At 48.3% G+C, this 23,166-nt stretch carries 15 protein-coding genes; 13 read left to right on the forward strand and 2 right to left on the reverse strand.

What is annotated here, in order from left to right; translation table 11 throughout:
* From GPK90_RS14045 to nspC, 7 genes are all read left to right on the forward strand, one after another.
* Positions 1–264: hypothetical protein (locus GPK90_RS14045; protein WP_215703268.1), on the forward strand; the 264-nt coding region annotated here is incomplete at its 5' end.
* A gap of 354 nt (positions 265–618) precedes the next feature.
* Positions 619–1,008 carry a hypothetical protein gene (locus tag GPK90_RS14050; protein WP_215703269.1) on the forward strand — a complete coding sequence of 130 codons (390 nt, stop codon included), beginning with the start codon at positions 619–621 and terminating at the stop codon, positions 1,006–1,008.
* Between the two features lie 150 nt (positions 1,009–1,158).
* Positions 1,159–8,337 (forward strand): YDG domain-containing protein, encoded by a 7,179-nt coding sequence (locus GPK90_RS14055; RefSeq protein ID WP_215703270.1) that lies wholly within the window; start codon positions 1,159–1,161, stop codon positions 8,335–8,337.
* A gap of 526 nt (positions 8,338–8,863) precedes the next feature.
* Complete coding sequence (locus GPK90_RS14060; RefSeq protein WP_215703271.1) at positions 8,864–10,318, forward strand: aminotransferase class I/II-fold pyridoxal phosphate-dependent enzyme; 1,455 nt, start codon at positions 8,864–8,866, stop codon at positions 10,316–10,318.
* A gap of 34 nt (positions 10,319–10,352) precedes the next feature.
* Positions 10,353–11,207 carry a polyamine aminopropyltransferase gene (gene speE / locus GPK90_RS14065; RefSeq protein ID WP_015553676.1) on the forward strand — a complete coding sequence of 285 codons (855 nt, stop codon included), beginning with the start codon at positions 10,353–10,355 and terminating at the stop codon, positions 11,205–11,207.
* A 2-nt stretch (positions 11,208–11,209) separates the two neighbouring features.
* Complete coding sequence (locus tag GPK90_RS14070; RefSeq protein ID WP_118728412.1) at positions 11,210–12,469, forward strand: saccharopine dehydrogenase family protein; 1,260 nt, start codon at positions 11,210–11,212, stop codon at positions 12,467–12,469.
* The gene (gene nspC, locus GPK90_RS14075) at positions 12,470–13,603 is read left to right on the forward strand and encodes a carboxynorspermidine decarboxylase (protein WP_215703272.1); all 1,134 of its coding nucleotides are present in this window, start codon (positions 12,470–12,472) and stop codon (positions 13,601–13,603) included. It begins immediately after the preceding gene.
* Positions 13,604–13,669: 66 nt separating this feature from the next.
* On the opposite strand, the gene GPK90_RS14080 is transcribed toward nspC, so the two are convergent.
* A complete protein-coding gene (locus GPK90_RS14080) occupies positions 13,670–15,481 on the reverse strand; it encodes an AAA family ATPase (protein WP_215703273.1) in 1,812 nt (603 codons plus the stop codon).
* Between the two features lie 172 nt (positions 15,482–15,653).
* Positions 15,654–16,433 carry a type III pantothenate kinase gene (locus GPK90_RS14085; protein WP_015553673.1) on the reverse strand — a complete coding sequence of 260 codons (780 nt, stop codon included), beginning with the start codon at positions 16,431–16,433 and terminating at the stop codon, positions 15,654–15,656.
* Positions 16,434–16,628: 195 nt separating this feature from the next.
* Between GPK90_RS14085 and coaBC the strand changes: the two genes are divergently transcribed.
* From coaBC to GPK90_RS19640, 6 genes are all read left to right on the forward strand, one after another.
* Positions 16,629–17,822, forward strand: coding sequence for a bifunctional phosphopantothenoylcysteine decarboxylase/phosphopantothenate--cysteine ligase CoaBC (coaBC, locus tag GPK90_RS14090; protein WP_215703274.1), 1,194 nt, complete (start codon positions 16,629–16,631; stop codon positions 17,820–17,822).
* A gap of 274 nt (positions 17,823–18,096) precedes the next feature.
* Positions 18,097–19,689, forward strand: a complete 1,593-nt coding sequence (locus GPK90_RS14095) for a peptide chain release factor 3 (protein ID WP_117484361.1) — start codon at positions 18,097–18,099, stop codon at positions 19,687–19,689.
* Positions 19,690–19,774: 85 nt separating this feature from the next.
* Positions 19,775–20,224 carry a GatB/YqeY domain-containing protein gene (locus GPK90_RS14100; protein ID WP_118530602.1) on the forward strand — a complete coding sequence of 150 codons (450 nt, stop codon included), beginning with the start codon at positions 19,775–19,777 and terminating at the stop codon, positions 20,222–20,224.
* Between the two features lie 158 nt (positions 20,225–20,382).
* Entirely contained in the window at positions 20,383–21,786 is a 1,404-nt protein-coding gene (locus GPK90_RS14105; RefSeq protein ID WP_215703275.1) for a Sapep family Mn(2+)-dependent dipeptidase, read from the forward strand.
* A 42-nt stretch (positions 21,787–21,828) separates the two neighbouring features.
* The gene (locus GPK90_RS14110) at positions 21,829–22,650 is read left to right on the forward strand and encodes an amidohydrolase family protein (protein WP_215703276.1); all 822 of its coding nucleotides are present in this window, start codon (positions 21,829–21,831) and stop codon (positions 22,648–22,650) included.
* Positions 22,651–22,775: 125 nt separating this feature from the next.
* Positions 22,776–23,162: a YlmC/YmxH family sporulation protein gene (locus GPK90_RS19640; protein WP_215703277.1), complete on the forward strand. Its 387-nt coding sequence runs from the start codon at positions 22,776–22,778 to the stop codon at positions 23,160–23,162.
* Positions 23,163–23,166: the final 4 nt, after the last annotated feature.

A 23,166-nucleotide genomic window follows, 5' to 3' on the forward strand; every position in this document is an offset into this window, starting at 1 on the left:
ACAAGCAGTAAAGCGAGTTTCAAGCCGAACCTCCGTGAGACTTGGCGCGTGATTCTGGTAAGAGAAGCTGACATATTCCTGCCAGAATCACTGCGCAGGAAAAAATCTGCTAAAATTAAGCTTGTTAAGCGTTTCGGTGAACGCTATAATAAAAAAGCATTAATCGGCATCGGAAACAGAAAAGCAATTGAATTGAAAGATTCGATTGCTTTTTTAAATTTGGCATCCCCATTCCATCCATGTTCTCCATATAGATGTCCATAAAGACAAGCTGAAAATTGACCTGGGCGGCAGCTTTCAGACAGTTCTGCTCTGTCATCCACAATCGCAATCTGCATCGTGCCATCTCCTTTGCACAATAATCCAATATTAGTATAATATAAAACCGCAGGAAAAAACTTGCGTCTTAAACAGGAAACCTGCGTCTTAAACAAAGTCGGTTGCATTTCTCTTGACAAGATGCTACGCTAATTATATTACCAGCCTTTTAGGTGAGAAGGTCCGCGAGGATCGCACTGCGGCGGAAAGGAAGAGTGCCGCTGTCGCGCCCCGCCGCAGGCGGAGAATCCTGCAAGCAGGATTCTTTTTCATTTTTCTTTTCGGGAAAGGAGGCCCGGCATGAAAATCGCACTTTGTACGGAATTAAGGAATGCAGAATGGTTTGAGAGCAGGCTGCGCTCCCTTTTTGATGGGGATGGTCAGCTTGTCATCGATGAGCTATGGAATGAGAAGCAGCTATCTCAGGCACTGCGGCGGAGCCGATATCATGCGGTTGTCATCGCAATGACCGGGGCAAGGGGATTGGAGGCTGCCATTCAGGCAAAGCAGCTGGCACCGGAAGTACCGCTTGTCTGGTGGAGTGATGATGAAAACTTCGCCCTGATTGCGTATCAGCTTCGTATCCCGGCATTCCTCTCCATAGATTGTAGTGATCAGGAGCTATATGAGGCGATGGAGCCCATCAGGAAACGGAGGTATGGAAATGCGAATTGCGCTATGCAGCTATAGTCAGAAGGAGAAAGCAGTCTCCCGGCTTCTTCAGAGAAAAAGGGGAAGTAATGAATCAGGTGAGAAAGAAAAGTATGAATAAAAAATATTACCGGAGAGAACAAAACCGTCACGCTATATAGAAAATAATGACAACAGGAGGAAATGGATATGAGGTATAAAAAGAAGAAACGGCAGATCATATCTGCAGCATTGGCGGCAATGATGGCGATGCAGTTATGCATACCGTCTGCAACGTTTGCTGCAGTTCCTACAAAAAAGTTGAAAGTGATCACGGGATTTACGGAATTACCGGAGGAGGTCGCGCATATTCAGATCCCTGCGGATGCCGGAGAAAACTTTGAGGATTATCTGAATTTCCCGGAGACGATCGAGGCTTCGGTGGTGGAATATAAGAACGTGGATCATCAGAAAAATAATGCGGATCGCGATAAGGGCGCGGAAGATGAGAAAGCGGCAGCAGACGACCGTGATAAGAAAGAAGACTTTGGAATTGCTACCGGCAGTAATGCAAAGAAAGAAAATCTGAATGAGGAGGAAACTCCGGAAACAGAAAATTCAGAAAACGTGCCGGATAGCAATGATGAGGAGGAAGCAGATAAACAGGAAGTTCAGGAGAAAGACCAGCAGGGTACGTTTCTGATCGCGACCGACAGCAATGCCGGGGATTTTCTTAAGGATTATGAGTTTGAAGATGAGGAAATCTCAGAAGATATCCCGGTGCTGACGGATATCAGCGTTACTTGGGAGCCGGATGAGAACCGGGAAGATGAAAGTGGTTTCTATTATTATCTTCCGGTTCTTCCGAGAGAGTATATTTTGGCAGCGGGCGTGGAGCTTCCGGAGATCGAGGTCAGCATGGACGGCGGAATCGCTTTGCTGGCATCAACAGATACTTATAATATTGCGGATGGCGGTATCGTCATCAACAGCGACACATTGGAACAGTATAATGATGCGACTATCACGGGAAGCAGTACGACCCATGTTATTCTGGTTAATGGTGTGGAGGCTACAATCACGATTTCGGATCTGGATATCCAGATTCCGATCGACAATAACGCTACGACAACAAGTAACTGGATACCGGCGATCCGACTGGCAAATGGTGCAAAACTGAATCTGATTCTGAAGGGAAAAAATACACTCAAGGGCGGTGATATGTGTGCGGCTATTGATGTGCCGGAAGGCTGTACCCTGACGATCAGCGGAGAGGGAAGCTTAAAAGCAACCGGTGGAGGAGGCGCCGGAATTGGTGCGTCGAGCATGAGAAAGGGTTCCTTGGGGACGATTGAGATCAACGGAGGCAATATCGAAGCTTATGGCAGCGGGATGGCAGCAGGTATTGGCGGCGGTTTAGAGGGCGGCATCGGTACCATTGTCATCAACGGCGGAACTGTGTATGCCAAGGGCGGATATGGAAGCTACCCCAAGGATATTAAAAATGTATACGGTGGAGCAGGAATTGGCGGTGGAGCGTGCGGCTGCGTGGATCGGATTGAAATCAGTGGTGGCAATGTGACAGCCTATGGAGGATATGCTACGAACGCAGGAAGACATCCCGGAGCCGCAATCGGCACTGGCGGCGGTGGAGCAAAACCGATAGGCGAAGGTAAATACAAGTATGGTGAGATTGAGATCAATGGTGGAACGGTTTCAGCCATTGCATATCATAATGAAGTATATGCGATCGGTGTCGCAGTGAAGCCCGGTCAAGCGCTGCCGGAGGGTAGTACCTTGGAGGGCTCCATTTCCATCAGTAATGAAGCAACAGTAAACTTAAATGGCGGCGATTATTTCCCGAAAAGTGAAAATCCCGGACTGAAAAACTATACCATTCAGGGCACGATTGCGGATGTACGATTCACCGAAAGCACTTATCCGGTGACAATCAGCGTGGGAGGGATTACCTGGAATGCAGGGACGATGAAGGTGAGCGATTATCAAGGTACACTTAAGGCATCCAATTATCTGAAGCCATTAACGCCAGGGACACCGGTAACGGTAACGGTGACGGTTGGAGACTATGTTTATCAGATGGAAGCTGACGTTGCTGATGTTGATGATAAGAATGCAACGATCACTTTGAAGGCCGCAACTCCTCTTTATGAGACAAGATTAAAATTTGTTTCCACGGCGATCACGAGCGATCAGATATTACAGGCAACCGATATCACGGTCAGGCAGAATGGTGAACTGTTGAGCAATCAAGAAGGTCAAAGTGCAGCCATGGTCATTCCTTCCATGCAGATTTCGTATGATGAAGCGAACACGGGACATCTGACGGTATATCTGCCGGAAAATAAGAATAAAACAGAGATTTCGGTGACGGTACCGGGCTTAAATGACGGCAATCCGATCACAAAATCAGGTGAGACGATTTCGACAACAACACCAAATGAAATTGCGATGTTTTATGGTGATACCTTTTGTAGTCATGAGCACTATAATGCAGATGGATTTTGTGAAGCATGTGGTGCATATCAGGAGGCAGGAACGTGGCAGGGCTATTATGAGATTTATAATGCCGGTCAGCTTTTCTGGTTTGCAAAGCAGTTTAATGATGGTAAAATCTCTAATACGAGCAATCTGAAGCTGATGAAGGATATTAAGATCCCGGGCGGATATGCCTGGACAAGCATTGGAGCCATAGCTGATGGTAAGTCTTTCGAGGGGAATATTGAGGGAAATTACCATGTAATTTCCGGACTGCGACCTGCTAATGACGGTACAAGTTTTAAGTACGGACTGGTGGCATGGATTAGACATGGGAGTGTACAAAATATAGGGCTGGTGTTGGAAGGTAATTGGACTTGCGGGTTGTGTCGTGACGCTTATGCTATCAACATTCAGAATTGTTTTGTAGTAGGAACAGATTTTTCAAATAGTTGTTCAAACGGAACGGTGACTAATTGCTTGGCTGTATCAGGAAAACTGGAAGGAAATAAGTACCCGAATGATTATAGGGCTACTTTTACGAACTGTTATGAGACAACAAAGAGTAAGTATAATTCTCCGGGTATTACTACTCTAGATAACGAAGAAAAACTGAAATCCGGAGAAATTGCCTATAAATTAAACGGTGATCAATCAGATGGTACGTGGGGACAGGTGATCGGAACGGAGGATTACCCGCATTTCCGCAAGTACAGTAAGACGGTATATTATGATCCAGCTACTCAGACATATTCTAATAATAAGGCGGCAAGTATCACTTCCGCAGCTGTCACGGATATTAAGACGATTTCTGACACAAAAGCGACTGCTACACTTAAGGCAACAGGAACTCCCGGAGCAGAGGTTAAGTTTTTATTAACCTCCGGCGAGGATGAGCGGACATTAACATTAGATGATATGTTCTCGAATGGAACGCCACTTAGGGAGAGTTCTTCCGGAAACTATGAGTGTACTATTACGGATTTAGCTCCGGACACAGAATATCATGTCAGACTGATGATTAAAAAGGAGGGTAAGTTATCTCTTGATGTAACCTATGTAAATTTCCGGACAGAAAAAGTGCAGCAGGAGGCACCTAAGGCTGCGGATGTTTCTATCAATTACGAACAGGAGACTTTAGAGAATAAAGCTTCCTGCGATCTGGAGTATGCTGCTTCTAAGGATGCACAGTCATGGACAACGATAAGACAGGGTGCTAAGGTTCGTCTGACAGGGCTGCTGGATAACATTCGTGAAAATGGTGGGTCTGTACCATTCTATATTCGCAAGAAAGCATCCTCGTCCATGTCAGCCAGTGAAGCGGTTTTGGTGGCGGATTTGCAAACACAGGCGATTCCGGAAGAATCGAACAAGCCGAATATTGATTATCGGAAGGAAGAAATCACAATTTCCTCATCTTTACAGTATGTGATTGTAAACGGAGCCAATACCTCTCCAAGCTGGACATCTGCAAAAATGGGCAGTGGATCAGGAATTTCGATTACAGACATCATTTCTTCCGATCATGAGAGTACGGTTTATTATCGGTATGCTGCAAGCAGTAAGGATAAGAAATTTGCCGGAAAACCTGAAAGTATCACGATTCCTAAAAGAACGGCAGCACCGGCTGCAATAACTGAGAATGAGGTGGATATAACCGGTACGACGATTACCATAAACAGAACGAATCCGGAAAATGACATTGAGTATGGATACCGTGATGTAGATTCAGACGGAGCATTTACATGGATTGACGGTACGAAAATTCAGGGATTATATCCGGCACATGGATATCAGGTAACCAGCAGAATAAAGGCGAAAGAGAATGCATTTGCTTCTGAGAGAACGGAACCGCTTAATGTGTCTACCAAGGATACACTGAGAATTGTAGGAAACGGAACACAAAAGTGGAATGCGAAGGGGACTTATGGGGTTTCACTTGCTAAGATTCCGGTTTCCCTGGCTTCTGGTTATGGTGTGTATAATGGTGCAAATCAACTGGTAGCCGGAACCTGGAGCTGGGAACCGGAAAATAGTAGTTCAGCATCTGGTATTTATCCGAAGGTAAAAGGTAACAAGGCTTATACCGTGAAATTTACACCGACAGATTCAAGTGCTTCATACGATGGGACATTAACAGCTTCCGTGGTACCGGAAATCTCTAAGTACACACTGCAATTATCAGTTGCGGTAGAAGATAAGACCTATGATGGCACGAAAACAGCAACTGTGCATGAACCGCTGATTGTAAAGACTGGCGTGTATACAGGTTCAGGAGAGGAGCAGCTGCAGATCACAGGCTTAACAGCAGCTTTTTTGGATGTAAATGCCGGAACCAATAAAAAGGTTGTGATCGATGCTTCGAATGCAGTGATAACAGGAGCAGTGATCAGTGGCGGAGCAACAGCCGATCCGGATAACTACCAGGTCAACATTCCTTCCAGTGCAACCGCAACGATCGAAAAAGCAGCATCTTCGATCACGATCAATGATGCAGAGTGGCCGGGAACGAAAACATATGGCGATCCTGATTTTCCATTGACTGGAGTTACCACCGTTGGAGATGGAGCGGTGACCAAGACAAGCGACTCTGCGAATGTACTGACGGTCGATGCAGATGGCCGGGCAACGATCCATGGCGCAGGTACGGCAACGGTAACGATAAGTGTGGCAAGTGGCACCAATTACACGACAGGTAATAATTCCAGACCGATCACCGTTCAGAAGGGAACCATTTCCCTGAATCTGAAAGCCGGAAAGAAAACCGGTCTGATGCAGAGACTCCTGGAAGTTCTTGGAAATGTGGAAGATACTTATGTTCTGACTCTGGAAGCGAAGGGAGCTTATCAGGATGTGCTGGCCGGAACGGTAATATTTTATGAAAATGGACAGCAACTCAATCAGACGCCGCTCCCATTGACCAATGGAACCGCGTCCATGGAATATTCGGTTCCTTCTGCCGGTACGCATGAAATTTCGGCAGAATATGTGCTTCCGGCCGATGGCTCAGAGAAGGAAAATTACAATGATCCTGCACAGGTAAGCTGCAGCTTCGAGGTCGAAAAAGCAGATGAGGATCAGATTCAGATCAAAGAAGTGGACGGGAAGCTCTACGGTGATGATCCATTCGAACTGGAAGTTACCGGACAGAAGGGAAAAGGAGCTGTGAAATTCTCCGTTCCTGCTGACAATGGAGTTCTGGAGTTATCCGAAGTGAACGGAAAAACAGAGGCGAAGATTATCGGAGCCGGAACGGTCCTCGTGACAGCTGAGGTTGCCGGGGATACTGGCTACAATGGAACAACGGTAACAAGAGAGATTACCATTGGAAAGGCACAGACCCCGGAGGTTTCGGTGGCAGCGCCGAAGATTGAACCGGTTCCGGCAGATGCACCGGAGAAAGTAAAAGCGATCGCTAACCTCTTAAATAAGAACGCCCCGAAGATTACCGGACTGGATACTGTCACAGCAGATCTGATCCGGGAAACGGAAAACGGGGATGTGATCGTAAAAACAGGAGAAGATCAGACGATTTCCGGAGCGGAAGCGAAGGAAAAACTTAAGAAGGAAGGAGTCGATACCGCAGGAAAGAAGGTAAGACTGGTGGTTGAGCCGTATATGTCGGTGGAAGTAAAGGGTGTGACCGAAAAACAGGGAGTGAATGTGATCACTTTTGAAATCACTGCATTATACAATGTAAAAGCCACAACAGCCGGAAAGAATGAGACCATGCAGGAGGAAGGAACCGGTAGAAATACCATTCTGATCGGCACAGCAATCCCGCAGAAGGTTGGAATCCCGGTTACGATCACCCTGCCGCTCCCGGCAGATTATCCGACCGAAGATCTCTTTATCCGGCATCTGTTACATAGCGGAAAAATTGCTTATTATCCGGTAACAGTAAAGAAAACGCAGGGAATTGCGATGGCAGAGTTTGTAAACAAGGATGGCTTTAGTACCTTTGAGCTGCTCTCAGACAGCCGAAAGGGAACGGTTGCATTTGATAATGGAGTCGGAGAACGGAGCTATAGCCTGGAGCAGATGGATGAAGCGCTTCCGACAGTCAGCAAGGATGGAGTTGTGTTCAAGGGCTGGAAGATCAACGGCATGTTGTATACAACTGTGAACGAAGCACTCCTGGATGTGCTGGATCAGGCAGAAGGACATCGTGTGACGGCGCAGGCAGTTCTGGAAAGCAGCAGTCCTGAAACTCCTGATAATCCGAAGGAAGACAATAAACCTGGTTCTGCAACTCCTGATAATCCGAGGGAAGACGATAAACCTGGTTCTGCAACTCCTGATAATCCGAAGGAAGACAATAAACCTGGTTCTGCAACTCCCGATAATCCGAAAGGTGACAGGAACACCGGTTCCGGCAGTGACAGAGAGGATACTGACTGGAATGTGACCAGAAATGCGTGGGAAACAAAGAAAGTCAATGGCGTAGTCAGATGGAGATACTATGGCAGCGATGGACGATGTGTATCCAATGCATGGAAACAGCTTCCGTACAAGGAAACCATGTTCTGGTATCACTTTGGTGCTGACGGGTACATGGATACCGGCTGGTTTAAAGATGCGGATGGAAACTGGTATTACCTGAATCCGGTATCTGACGGCACGCAGGGAACCATGAAGACCGGCTGGCTGAAAGACGCAGACGGAAACTGGTATTATCTGAATCCTGTATCTGATGGTACGCGGGGAGCGATGAAGACCGGCTGGCTGAAAGATGCGGATGGAAGCTGGTATTATCTGAACCCGGTTTCTGACGGTACCCAGGGAGCGATGAAGACCGGATGGTTTACAGATCCGCAGGATGGACATCTTTATTATCTGGATCCAAAGACCGGTGCAATGGTGACCGGAAACATACAGAATGATAGCGTGTGATTCTGTTTCATGGGGATCCATCAACTTTTATGGTTGATGGATCCCTGCTTTTATCTTCTCATAGGACAAATGGAAATTTTTACTTGACAGTTCTATGTTTTTTCATGTATGATAGAAATAGTGTGAAGAGACATTTATCGTTTTCATGCAAATGTATGTAATGACCACTCCCGTAGAACAGACTACGGAAGTTAAGCCCATCGGACAGGCGGGTCAAGCGCCGCGTGGGGTTAAGCCCACATTATTGATTGAGTTAAAAGCTCAAATTTATAAGTTGATTACTTTATAATCAGTGTTTGAAAAACACATCATCTTGTGAATCGGTCAATAAGTGCAGGGACAATATATTTGCGATTGCAGACTTGGAGGAAAAAACGATAAAGGTCAGAGGCAGATGGGAGCGGAGTGACGCGCCCCAGACCCCAATGGAATAGAATCGTTTTGAGCAGATGATGGTTTTGGCGTCATCTGCTTTTTTTATTATTCAGATGATGCGCAATCAATAAAATGCGTGAGGAACAAAACCATGGACAGAGAGAGACAAAAGAAAGCCCCGATCTATGAAGCGCTCGAGGCATTTAAAAAGAAGAGAGTTGTCCCGTTTGATGTACCGGGACATAAGAGAGGACGCGGAAATCCGGAACTGGTACAGCTTTTAGGCGAAAAATGTGTATCTTTGGACGTAAACTCCATGAAGCCGCTTGACAACCTCTGTCATCCGGTCTCCGTGATCCGTGAGGCAGAAGAGCTTGCGGCGGAGGCATTCGGAGCGGCCAGCGCCTATCTGATGGTAGGCGGAACGACATCGGCGGTCCAGAGCATGATCCTCTCGGTGGTGAAAGCCGGAGATAAAATCATCCTGCCGCGAAACGTACATAAGAGCGTCATCAACGCTCTGGTGCTCTGCGGCGGAATCCCGATCTACGTAAATCCGGAGATGAACCAGAAACTCGGTATTTCGCTGGGAATGCAGGTCGAAAAAGTAAAACAGGCCATCGAGGACAATCCGGACGCGGTTGCGGTGTTCGTCAACAACCCGACCTATTACGGCATCTGCTCTGATATAAAAACGATCGTACAGCTTGCCCATGCGAGGGGCATGAAGGTTCTCGCGGACGAGGCTCATGGAACCCACCTGTATTTCGGAAAGAATCTTCCGATCTCCGCAATGGCGGCGGGAGCTGATATGGCGGCGGTATCCATGCACAAGTCCGGCGGAAGCCTGACCCAGAGTTCGCTTCTTCTTTTAAATAAGGGAGTGAACACCGATTATGTGCGCCAGATCATCAATCTGACCCAGACTACAAGCGCATCCTACCTGCTTCTTTCCAGCCTTGATATCTCAAGACGAAATCTGGCTCTCCGCGGTGAGGAATCCTTCGCGAAGGTCGTTGAGATGGCAGAATACGCGAGACGGGAGATCAACTCCATCGGCGGCTATTATGCTTATGGAAAAGAACTGGTGAACGGGGACAGCATTTTCGATTACGATGTGACGAAGCTCTCCGTATATACAAGAGACATCGGACTTGCGGGAATCGAGGTCTATGATCTTCTGCGCGACGAGTATGATATCCAGATCGAATTCGGTGACATCAGCAACATTCTGGCTTACATCTCCATCGGAGACCGGATTCAGGACATCGAGCGTCTTGTGGGGGCTCTCGATGATGTGGAACGTCTCTACAAAAAGGACAGCGCGGGACTTCTCTCTGGTGAGTATATCTCCCCGAAGGTCGTGATGTCCCCGCAGAAAGCGTTCTACTCCGAGAAGGTCTCCGTTCCGGTGGAAGCGTCTTCAGGAAGAGTCTGTGCGGAGTTTGTGATGTGTTATCCGCCGGGAATCCCGATTCTGGCGCCGGGTGAGATGATCACGGACGACGTGGTCCAGTATATCCTGTATGCGAAGAAAAAGGGATGCTCCATGCAGGGAACAGAGGATCCGGCTGTGGACCATCTGATGGTGCTGGCAAACATATAGGCTTTGGCCAATACGATACAAGGAGTCACGAGATATGGAATTCTGGTTTTCAGAACTGCACACCGGAAACGTCAAGCTGTCCATCAAGATCGAAAAGCAGCTGTTTTCCGGGGAGAGTGAATATCAGCGGATCGACGTGTTCGATTCCGAGGAATTTGGAAAATTTATTTCTCTGGACGGGGAGATCGTATTCTCCGAGAAGGACGAGTTTATTTATGACGAGATGGTGACCCACGTGCCGATGGCGGTCCATCCGTGTGTGAAGGACGTACTGATCATCGGCGGCGGCGACGGCGGTGTCGCGAAAGAGCTTTTGCAGTATGACTGCGTGGAACATATCGATGTCGTGGAGACGGATGAGATGTTTGTGGAGGTTTCAAGAAAATTTTTCCCGGAGGTAGCCTGTGCCTTAGATGATCCGCGTGTCGAGGTCCACTATGATGATGGTCTGAGATTTTTAAGAAACAAGAAGGCAAAGTATGACCTCATCATCAACGATTCCACAGACCCCTTCGGCCATACTGAGGGACTGTTCACGAAGGAATTCTACGGTAGCTGTTACAGTGCCTTAAAGGAAGATGGAATCATGGTCTACCAGCACGGAAGCCCATTCTACGATGAGGACGAGCTGGCCTGCCGCAGCATGCACCGCAAGGCATTCCGCTCCTTCCCGATCAGCCGTGTGTATCAGGCGCATATTCCAACCTGTCCGTCCGGATACTGGCTCTTCGGCTTCGCTTCAAAGAAATATCATCCCATCAAGGATTTCAAACCCCGGGAATGGGATGCATTAAATATCGAAACATGGTATTACACGACACATCTTCACATGGGAGCGTTCATGCTGCCGAAGTATGTTGAGGATCTTTTAAAAGAGGAGGAAAAATAAACATGAGCAGATTAATGATCATCGGCTGCGGAGGTGTTGCGTCCGTAGCGATCCACAAGTGCTGTCAGAACAGTGATGTATTCACAGAAATCATGATCGCAAGCCGTACCGTATCCAAGTGCGATGCCTTAAAGGAGAAACTTCAGGGAACTACAAAGACGAAGATCACGACCGCGAAAGTGGATGCTGACAACGTGGACGAGCTGGTGGCTTTAATGGAAAGCTACAAGCCGGATGCAGTGTTAAACGTTGCACTCCCGTATCAGGACCTGACGATCATGGATGCATGCTTAAAGGCCGGCGTGAACTATATCGATACCGCAAACTACGAGCCGGAGGACACCGACGATCCGACCTGGCGCGCGATCTATGAGAAACGCTGCAAGGAAGAGGGCTTCACCGCATACTTCGATTATTCCTGGCAGTGGGCATATCAGGAGAAATTCAAAGAGGCTGGACTTATGGCACTCTTAGGAACAGGTTTTGACCCGGGCGTCACAAGCGTCTTCTCCGCATATGCGTTAAAGCACTATTTCGATGAGATCCACACCATCGACATCTTAGACTGCAACGGCGGCGACCATGGCTACCCGTTCGCTACAAACTTCAACCCGGAGATCAACCTCCGCGAGGTATCTGCAAACGGCTCCTACTGGGAGAACGGCCACTGGGTAGAGACAAAGCCGATGGAGATCAAGCGCGAGTACAACTTCCCGCAGGTCGGAGAGAAGGATATGTACCTCCTGCACCACGAAGAGATCGAGTCTCTCGCGAAGAATATTCCGGGCGTAAAGCGCATCCGCTTCTTCATGACCTTCGGCCAGAGCTACCTGACCCACATGAAATGCTTAGAGAACGTTGGAATGCTTTCCACTTCCCCGATAAACTTTAACGGACAGGAGATCGTTCCGATCCAGTTCTTAAAGGCGCTTCTTCCGGATCCGGCATCCTTAGGTCCGAGAACCGTCGGAAAGACAAACATCGGCTGTATCTTTACCGGTGTGAAGGACGGAAAAGAGAAGACGATCTATATTTATAACGTATGTGACCATCAGGAGTGTTACAAGGAAGTCGGCTCCCAGGCCATCTCCTACACGACTGGCGTACCGGCAATGATCGGTTCCATGATGGTAGTAGACGGAACCTGGAAGGGCGCAGGTGTATTCAACGTCGAGGAGTTCGATCCGGATCCGTATATGGAAGCGCTGAATAAGTGGGGACTTCCGTGGGTTGTGGATGAAAATCCGGAGATCGTAGAATAAATGAAAATTAATGAATTACCTACTCCATGTTATGTAATTGATGAAAAAAAGCTTCGGAAAAATCTGGAAATCTTAAAGAAAGTAAAGGACGACACCGGCTGCAAGATCCTCCTTGCCCAGAAGGCATTCTCGAACTTCTTTGAGTACCCGCTGATCGGGCAGTATCTGGACGGAACCACAGCCAGCGGTCTTTTCGAGGCAAAGCTTGGATATGAAAAAATGGGAAAAGAAAATCACGTATTCGCTCCGGCCTTCAAGGAATCGGAGATCGGGGAACTCACCGATATCTGCGAACATCTGGTATTCAACTCCTTTTCCCAGCTTGAAAAATACGCGGACTTCTGTAAGGAAAAAGGCGTCAGCATCGGCATCCGCGTAAACCCGGAGTGCTCCACTCAGGGCGACCACGCGATCTACGATCCCTGTGCGCCGGGCTCCAGACTCGGCGTGACCCTGGCCAATTTCCGGGAAGATCTTGTGGAAAAGCTTGACGGGATCCACTTCCATACCCTCTGTGAGCAGAACTCGGATGATCTGGAGACAACTCTGAAGGCGGTGGAGGAAAAATTCGGAAAGTACCTGAAGCTTCCGAATATCAAATGGCTCAACATGGGCGGCGGACACCATATCACGAGAAACGATTACGACATCGACCGTTTAGAACGCTGCATCCGCCATATGCAGGAGACATATGACGTCACTGTCTATGTGGAACCGGGGGAAGCAGTGGCGTTAAATGCGGGATATCTTGTGACGGAAGTCATGGACATTGTGGATAACGGCATCAGGACACTGATCTTGGACGCTTCCGCCGCCTGCCATATGCCGGACGTGTTGGAAATGCCCTACCGTCCGCCGTTAAAAGACTCCGGAGAAGCGGACGAAAAGCAGTACACATACCGTCTCTCATCAATGACCTGTCTTGCGGGTGACGTGATCGGCGACTATTCCTTCGACCACGAGATTCAGATCGGCGATAAACTCTATTTCGAGGACATGGCGATCTACTCCATGGTAAAAAACAACACCTTCAACGGCATGTGCCTGCCGTCCATCGCGCGAATGGATGAGAATGGGGAGTGCAGTGTGGTGAAAACCTTTGGGTATGAGGAATTTGTGAGAAGACTGGGATAAAAAAGAAACATGATTATAGAAAACGGGGCTGCCGCTTGCCAAAATTGGTGCGGCAGCCCCTTCTCATTATTTTCGTTTCACAACGGCTGTTTTTCCACGAAAAGCAATCCCGATTTTTATGATCGGCCGGACACCTGCATCCCGCAATTCCGTGTCATATTTTTTCACATCTATTTGTTGGAGGGCGCGATCTGCCAGCGCATCCAGATCCACATGATCATCATTTGTGTGTTTGAATTCAAACAGGAATCCCGGAATTCCTTTTACTAATGGATTCAGTTGAATATCAAATCGGCCAAGCCCCGATTCTCGATTGGAACGAATCTGGTACCTGTTTCCAAGGATCGCACATAATCCAAGCATCATGCCATGATAAAAACTTTCATTTGCCCCATCCATAGAAGAAATACTCTGCAGCATAAAACTCTCCAGCAAAGACTGAAGCTTTTTTGCATTTCCGGAGAATATCGCCTGATTGATAGAAATCGCGACGCTGTTCTGATTCGTCCGATTCAAAATTTCTTTTTCATAGACACAGGCAATCTCTTTATTTGGAATTGCAACATCACACATGAAATTTCCATCATTCTGTGGATAAATTTCTGCAACTTTTAAGTAACCCGCAACAAGAAGAAAACTATAAATCGTGTATGGATTATTCTGGATCTCCGGATAGATCACGCTGGTATCTATATACGTAGTGATTTTTTCACCGCAGAGCAGTTTATGAAGTCCTTCCGTTATCTCGGGTGTAGCTGCCGCGATAATCTCACCAATGATTTCGTTGCTGCCGGTAGACTGCCAGAACGCCTTTGGGAAGCACTGATCGGTAATGTAATTGATCACAGACCATGGATTAAAGATTTCTGTATGACCAAATCGGTATCCGTCATACCAGCTGCAGATCTCCTGATATTTGTCCTCTTTCCCATAGTAGTGCAGAATCTCTTTTACTTCCTCAGTCGTAAAGCCGAAATATTCACTGTAACTGTCGTCCAAAATTGAATTGGTTTTCAAATTATTCATGCCGCTGAAAATGCTTTCTTTCGCCACGCGGAGAATTCCCGTGAGAAAGCCAAAAGCCAGATGTGGATTATCCTTCAGGCCGCCGGAAAAGAAATTACGCATGAAATTCACAATTTCCGGATAAAAATTGCAATGATGTCCCTGCTGGATCGGTGTATCGTATTCATCAATAATGATAATACATTCTTGTCCATAATGCTTGTGCAGCAACAGAGATAAGATTTGTAATCCCATCTGGCAGTCTACTTCATTCGCATTGTCACTGGCAAGGCGATGGTACTGTTCTTTTTCATAGATTCCAAGTGCAGTACTTTCCTCAAGTTCACTGTGCCGTATAAATTCCAGTGAAATCAGCTTACGGAGCTTCTGAAATGTCTCCTGCCATGTCAGACATTTTACATCCTTAAATGTCAGGAATATGACCGGATACTTTCCCTGATGCCGGGTATAATCAGAACCACACTGCCATATCTGCTTATCCTTGAAATAAATGGAGGTGTCCTCCTGTGTTTTTTCAAAAAAGACCCGAACCATATCCATATTCAATGTTTTACCGAAACGTCTCGGACGGGTAAACAACGATACCATAGGTTTCGCATCCAGAAAATCACGGATCAGCAAGGTTTTATCTACATAATAATAGCTTGTGGTCGCCGTCTTAAAATCAGAAATCCCAATGGGCATCGGCTTTTTCTTTTCGCCTGAATCTGGCCAAACTGCATTTTCTGGAATCAGCCAGGAATGTCCCTTTTTCACAGCTCCGGAAATTTCGCCCTGCTTGCACATCTGCTGGACTCTGCGCACTGTGATTCCCATTGCTTTTGCCGCTTCCATGCTGGATAAATAGTTCATAGAACACCTCCAAACGTAATTCTATCATAAGTATATCCTATGAAACGAAATATTACAACTCTGAATTTCGTTTGCATTTCGTTTCAAACGAAACATATAAACAGCAACGGTCAGCCGGACAATTCTGAATAAAAAAGCCGAATGAACGTTAATTTCATTCGGCAGTGAAGCTTTACGCGTCTTTTGTTTCCGTATTCTGTCTGTACAGGATCATCAGTCCGCGGAGCAGAAGATCCGGGTCATAGGTGATCTTGTGGGTGCAGAGCGGTGTGATGAATCTTGCCATACCGCCGGTAGCAATAAGGGTTGCCGGTTCGCCGAGCTCTGCGGTCATGCGGTCGATAAGACCGTCAAGCATTGCGGCATTGCCAAGCATGATACCATTTCTCATACATTCGATGGTGTTCTTTCCGATCGCACGTTTCGGAACATCGAAGCTGATCCTCGGAAGCTGGGCCGTATTGGAAACGAGGGAGTTTAAGGCAACCTTTACACCCGGGAGAATCACACCGCCGATGTAATTTCCATCGTGGTCTACAACATCGAGCGTTGTCGCGGTTCCCATATCCGCGATGATAATCGGTCCTTTGTATTTGGCATTTGCAGCGACAGCGGCCACGATCCGGTCACCGCCGACGGTCTTAGGGTTATCCATCTTGATGTTTAAGCCTGTCTTCATTCCGGAACCGACAAGAAGCGGTTTCTTTCCGGTGATCTTCTTCACAGCGGAAGAGATCGGCGCGTTTAACGGCGGAACAACGGATGCCATAATGGAACCTTCGATATCATTTTTCTTTACTTTATGGATCTCCAGAATATTCTTTAAAAGGATCGCGTATTCGAGACTCGTTTTCCGGTCATCGGTGGTGATGCGCTCCTCAAAATATGTTTTATTGTCGTCAAGACCTCCGACAACGATATTACTGTTTCCCATGTCGATCGCTAAAATCATTGAGAAAACTCCTTCCACAAATCTAAGTAACGTGTTATACTGTTTTTACGTGTGCAGTTGATCAAAGGTTCCGTATTTGCGGGACTTGTCAATCTTCACCGTGAATATGAGAAACGTGTGAGACAGGTTCCTCATAATTTTAAAGTTCGAATTATCTTACCATAAATTGACTAAAATTACAACGGAGGATTCCAAATGTTAGCAGGAAAAACCGTACTTTTATGCGTGAGCGGCAGTATCGCTGCCTATAAAATCGCATATCTCGCCAGCGCACTGAAAAAACTGAAGGCAGATGTCCATGTGCTTATGACCCGGAATGCGACAAATTTCATTAACCCGATTACATTCGAGACACTGACCGGAAATAAATGCCTGGTGGATACGTTTGACCGGAACTTTGAGTTTTCCGTTGAACATGTTTCCCTTGCGAAGGCGGCGGACGTTGTCCTCGTTGCCCCGGCTTCCGCAAATGTGATCGCGAAGCTGGCCCATGGTCTTGCGGACGATATGTTGACGACCACGGTTCTCGCATGTACCTGCAAGAAGATCATCAGCCCGGCGATGAATACGAGAATGTTCGAGAATCCGATCACACAGGACAACTTAAAGATCTGCGAACACTACGGAATGGAAGTGATCAGTCCGGCAAGCGGGTATCTCGCCTGCGGCGATACCGGAGCCGGAAAGATGCCGGAGCCGGAGGTGCTGCTCCAGTATATCTTAAAGGAAGTCCAGTACGAGAAAGACTTAAAAGGAAAGAAGATCCTCGTGACCGCAGGCCCGACGAGAGAGGCCATCGACCCGGTCCGCTATATTACAAACCACAGTACCGGAAAGATGGGATATGCCATCGCGAAGACGGCAGCTCTCCGCGGCGCTGAGGTGACTCTTGTTTCCGGACCGGCAGAGGTGGAGCCGCCGATGTTCGTAAATTTTGTTCCGGTGGTTACCGCCAAAGATATGTTTGAGGCTGTGACAAGCCGCAGTGATGAGATGGACGCGGTGATCAAGGCCGCGGCTGTCGCTGACTACCGCCCGAAGTTCGTGAATACCGAGAAGACAAAGAAGAAAGACGGAGATATGGCGATCGAACTGGAGCGCACCGACGATATCTTAAAATGGCTCGGAGAACATAAAAAAGACAGCCAGTTCCTTTGCGGATTTTCCATGGAGACGGAACATATGCTGGAGAATTCCAGGGCAAAATTAAAGAAGAAGAACCTCGATATGATCGTTGCCAACAATCTGAAGGTTGCCGGTGCCGGTTTCGGAACGGACACGAATGTAGTGACGATGATCCGCGAGAATAAGGAGACCGAGCTTCCGATCATGTCGAAGGAAGAGGTTGCAGGGGCAATCTTAGACGAGATCTTTGAAATTAAAAGATAGAAAATTCCAATTTTTACCAGAAAATAGAAGATTCGACCACTCAGGTGCCTTTACAGGCGAAAAACGCAAAGCAGGCACAGAGTGGTGAAGATTGCTATAAATATAACGAATTTTAGGGCTTTCTTCTTGACGAAACTCTTAAATACTGGTAAAAATTAATTGGAATAAGAGCAGCAGAAAAAAACGGCAGTCAATGAAGGACCGCGGTTCTTTTGTGCTGTCAGCAGGAAAATATTGTTAGACGAAACACAAGATAGATTTGGAGGAAAATTTTTTGGCTTCATTAAATGATGAAATAAAGAGACGACGGACATTCGCGATTATTTCCCACCCGGATGCCGGTAAAACGACACTGACTGAGAAATTCCTGTTATACGGAGGCGCGATCAACCTTGCCGGAACCGTAAAGGGACGCAAAGCGACAAAGCACGCAGTCTCCGACTGGATGGAGATCGAGAAGGAGAGAGGTATCTCCGTAACATCTTCCGTACTCCAGTTCAATTACGAGGGATACTGCATCAATATTCTTGATACCCCAGGACATCAGGACTTCTCCGAGGATACCTACCGTACCCTGATGGCAGCGGACTCCGCGGTCATGGTCATCGACGGATCAAAGGGTGTCGAGGCGCAGACCATCAAACTGTTCAAGGTCTGTGTGATGCGCCATATCCCGATTTTTACCTTTGTAAACAAGATGGACCGTGAGGCGAGAGACCCGTTCGAGCTCATGAGCGAGATCGAGGAGGTTCTCGGAATCCATACCTGCCCGATCAACTGGCCGATCGGCTGCGGAAAGAGCTTCAAGGGCGTTTATGACCGCCAGACAAAGAAGATCACGACCTTCACGGCTGCCATGGGCGGACAGAAGGAAGTTGCCACAGAGACTTTCGACGTGGAGGGAACAGACGTGGATTCCGTCATCGGTTCCGATTTCCACGCTCAGTTAAGGGACGATATCGAGCTTCTCGACGGAGCGAGCGATGAGTTTGACCAGGAGCTTGTCAGCGCCGGAAAACTCTCCCCGGTATTCTTCGGATCCGCACTCACAAACTTCGGTGTCGAGACATTCCTGGAGCATTTCTTAAATATGACGACTTCTCCGCTTCCGAGAAAGACAACGACAGGCGTGATCGACCCGTTCCGGGAAGATTTCTCCGCGTTCGTATTTAAGATCCAGGCAAACATGAACAAGGCACACCGTGACCGTATCGCTTTCATGCGCATCTGTTCCGGTAAGTTTGAGGCAGGAATGGAAGTAAACCATGTTCAGGGCGGTAAGAAGATCCGTCTGACCCAGCCGCAGCAGCTGATGGCTGAGAGCCGTAAGATCATTGACGAGGCTTATGCCGGAGATATCATCGGCGTTTTCGATCCGGGTATTTTCTCCATCGGTGACACGCTCTGTACGTCCAACGAGAAGTTCCAGTTCGAGGGTATCCCGACCTTTGCACCGGAGCATTTCGCGAGAGTCCGCCAGATCGATACCATGAAGAGAAAACAGTTCTTAAAGGGGGTCAACCAGATCGCTCAGGAAGGTGCGATCCAGATCTTCCAGGAGTTCAATACTGGTATGGAGGAGATCATCGTCGGCGTTGTCGGTGTCCTGCAGTTTGAGGTCCTGACCTACCGCTTAAAGAACGAGTACAATGTCGATGTCCGTCTGGAACAGCTTCCGTTCGAGTATATCCGCTGGGTTGAGAACCCGGAGGAAGTGGATGTGGCGAAGATCCAGGGCACATCCGATATGAAACGCATCTGCGACCTCAAGGGCAATCCGTTATTGTTATTCATCAACAGCTGGAGTGTCGGCATGGTCGAGGAGAGAAATCCGAACTTGAAACTCAGTGAGTTCGGAAAGAACTAATCAAGTTTACAAAATATATCATCACAGGAACATGTGGAACCAGTCGTTTTGACTGGGAATACTGCATAGACAGGAGGAATATAAGATGAGTAAGATCGATGTTGTAAGAGCAGCTATGGTCGAGGCGATGAAAGCAAAAGATAAAGAGAGAAAGGATTCCCTTTCCATGCTTCTCTCCGCATTAAAGAACGCGCAGATCGACAAGCGCGAAGCTCCGCTCACCGAGGATGAGGAGAACGCGATCGTAAAGAAAGAGATCAAGCAGGTCAAAGAGACGATCGATACCGCTCCGGCAGACCGCGCTGATATCATCGAAGAGGCAAAGAAGAGACTGGCTGTATATCAGGAGTTCGCTCCGGCAGATATGACCGAGGACCAGATCAGAGAGACGATCCAGAAAGTTCTCGCAGAGCTCGGAATCGAAGCTCCGACCGCAAAGGACAAAGGAAAGATCATGAAATCCCTAATGCCGCTTGTAAAGGGAAAGGCAGACGGTAAGATCGTAAACGAGATCCTGGCAGGATTCATGAAGTAATGAGCGCGGATCCGTGAGTCTAAACAAAATTATCAGCGGGGCTGGCTTTATATCCTGGAAACGCCCGGGACGAGGCGGCCCCGTCTGTCTTTCTTTACGCGAAGCGTGTTTTCACTTGTTGGGAAAATGGTATATAGAGAATAATGGAGGCAGAAATTATGTACAAAGAGAAGATCAGCCGGTATATTGATGCACATAAGAAAGAGATGCTGGAAGATATCGAGGAGCTTTGCCGGATCAACAGCGTGAAAGGCTCTTACCGGATCGGAAAACCGTATGGGGAGGGATGTTCCGAGGCACTGCGCACAGCGCTGCATATCGCGGAATGTTACGATTTTTCCATCAACAATTATGACAATTATGTCGGCACCGTGGACATGAACAACAAGGACGCCCAGCTGGATATTTTAGCGCACCTCGATGTCGTTCCGGCCGGAGATGGATGGACGGTCACAAAGCCGTTTGAGCCGGTCGTGAAGGACGGAAAGATCTACGGGCGCGGAACTGCGGACGATAAGGGACCGGCAGTCGCGGCTCTCTATGCGATGCGTGCGGTCAACGAGCTCGGGATCCCACTGAAAAAGAATGTCCGGCTGATCCTCGGAACGGATGAGGAGTGCGGAAGCTCCGATATCACCCACTACTACAGTGTGGAGAAGGAAGCACCGATGACCTTCTCACCGGATGCATCCTTCCCGGTCATCAACATCGAAAAAGGCCGGATCGAAGGCAATTTTACGGCAGAATTTGAGCCGTCCGACAAGCTCCCGAAGATGGTCTCCTTCAAGTGCGGGACAAAGGTCAACGTCGTTCCGGCGGCAGCGGAAGCTCTCTTTGAGGGACTTGACGGGGATGAGACGGAAGCTCTTGCAAAGAGCATGGAGGAAGAACTCGGGATTACATTTACCGTTTCTTCCGAAGACGGATGCTTAAAGATCGCAGCGTCCGGAGAAAATGGACATGCATCAACTCCGTGGAAGGGAAAAAATGCCCTGACAGGTCTTCTGGCGCTGATCGAGCGTCTGCCGCTCGCAGAGTGCGGACAACTCAAAGCTGTCCGTGCGTTAAATCATCTGATGCCGCACGGTGACTGGTTTGGCGCCGGACTGGGGATCCAGATAAGCGATGAGGAGTCCGGAGAACTGACACTCGCATTCAGCATGCTGGACATCTCCGAAAAGAGCCTGGAAGGCGAATTTGACAGCCGCTGCCCGATCTGTGCGACAAAGGAGAACACGATCGACGTGATCCGGAAAAATATGGAGGCAGAGGGGATTTCCTTCAATACCGAGGAACTGGAACCGCCGCACCATGTGCCGGCAGATTCCGACTTCGTAAAGACTCTTCTTTCTGCTTACGAGTCCTATTCCGGAAGAAAGGGCGAGTGCATCGCGATCGGAGGCGGAACATATGTCCACCACTTAAAGAATGGTGTCGCATTCGGTGCCTGCCTTCCGGAGACCGAAAATCACATGCATGGTCCGGATGAGTTCGCGGTGGTCGACGAGCTCTTGATGAGCGCGAAGATCTTTGCACAGGTGATCGTGGATCTCTGCAGCTGATCGGAAGACACATGATCATGTGAAAGAAAGGACAGGATACGGATGAACTGTAAGATCATCGATATCCACACCCATATTTATCCGGTCGCGCTGGCGAGGCGGGCAATGGAAGTCACCGGACAGGAGCATGATGATTTCAAAAATCTCCCGATCCGGGAGAATCTCCTGACACGGATGCAGGATGCCGGGGTGACACTCTCCGTCAATCTGCCGGTCGTCTCAAAACCGCAGAATCAGGCGGAGGTAAACAGGTTTGCGAAGGAGTCTGCCCGGAAAAACATCATTCCGTTCGGCGGACTTCATCCGGAGTGTGAAAATGTGGCGGAGGAGCTGGAAAAACTGAAGGACATGGGAATGGCGGGGATCAAGTTTCATCCGCCGTTCCAGAAAGTCCATCTCGAAGATCCGAAATATGAGGAAATGTGGCGGCGGATCAATGCGCTGGGATTTCCGGTGCTGATCCACTGCGGAACTGCGAAGATCGCGCGCCCGTATGACCTTTATCCGTCCGGAGTGCGGAAAATCTTAAAATATGCCCCGGATATCCCGATCATCATGGCACATATGGGGAGTTTCTGCATGATGAAAAATCCGGAGGAGACGCTGGATGATCTTCCAGAAAATGTCTTTATCGACACGGCGATGAGCGCGGAGCTCGAGGATTCCGGGGAGTTCGAGGAGATCATCCGGAAATTCGGGCCGGAGCGGACCATGTACGGCTGCGATTTCCCGTACGGGAGCCAGAAAGCCGCGATCGCAAGGATCAGGGACAGCAGCTTTTCCGACAGCGAGAAAGAGGAGATGCTGTGGAAAAACGCTGCGAAAATATTAAAGTCGGTGAGGAAACTGCCGGAGAATTTTTAGAGAGCATTTCTGGGGGAATATGTCAGAACTTGTGAAAATACCGGTTTTGGATGAAAACGAATCAAATATGGCGCGTTCTGCATATCATAGACTGATTACATAAAAAATGTCCGGGAGATGATCGGATGCGGATGAGCGAGCTGAAAAAGCGCGAAGTGATTAACGTCTGTGACTGCAGGAGACTGGGATTTGTGGGCGATCTCGATATTGACCCGTGTTCGGGAAAGATCCTTGCGATCATTGTGCCGGGACCGGGCTGCGTCTGCGGATTTTTAGGGCGCGAGAAAGATTTTGTGATCCCGTTTGACGATATCTGTCAGATCGGGGACGATATCATCCTGGTCCGTCTGGAAGAAAAGAAAGAAAAACCTCCGAAGCCGCCAAAACCGGGACCACCGCCGGGACCGCCCTGCCGACCGTGCCCGTGTCCGCCGCCATGCGAACCGGAATGCGGCTGCGGCGACCCAAAGAAATGGGAAAACGGGCGGTGCGGGAGAGAAAAATTCTGGTGAGAGA

This window comes from Clostridium sp. MCC344, from assembly GCF_018785365.1.
Lineage (GTDB): Bacteria > Bacillota > Clostridia > Lachnospirales > Lachnospiraceae > Pilosibacter.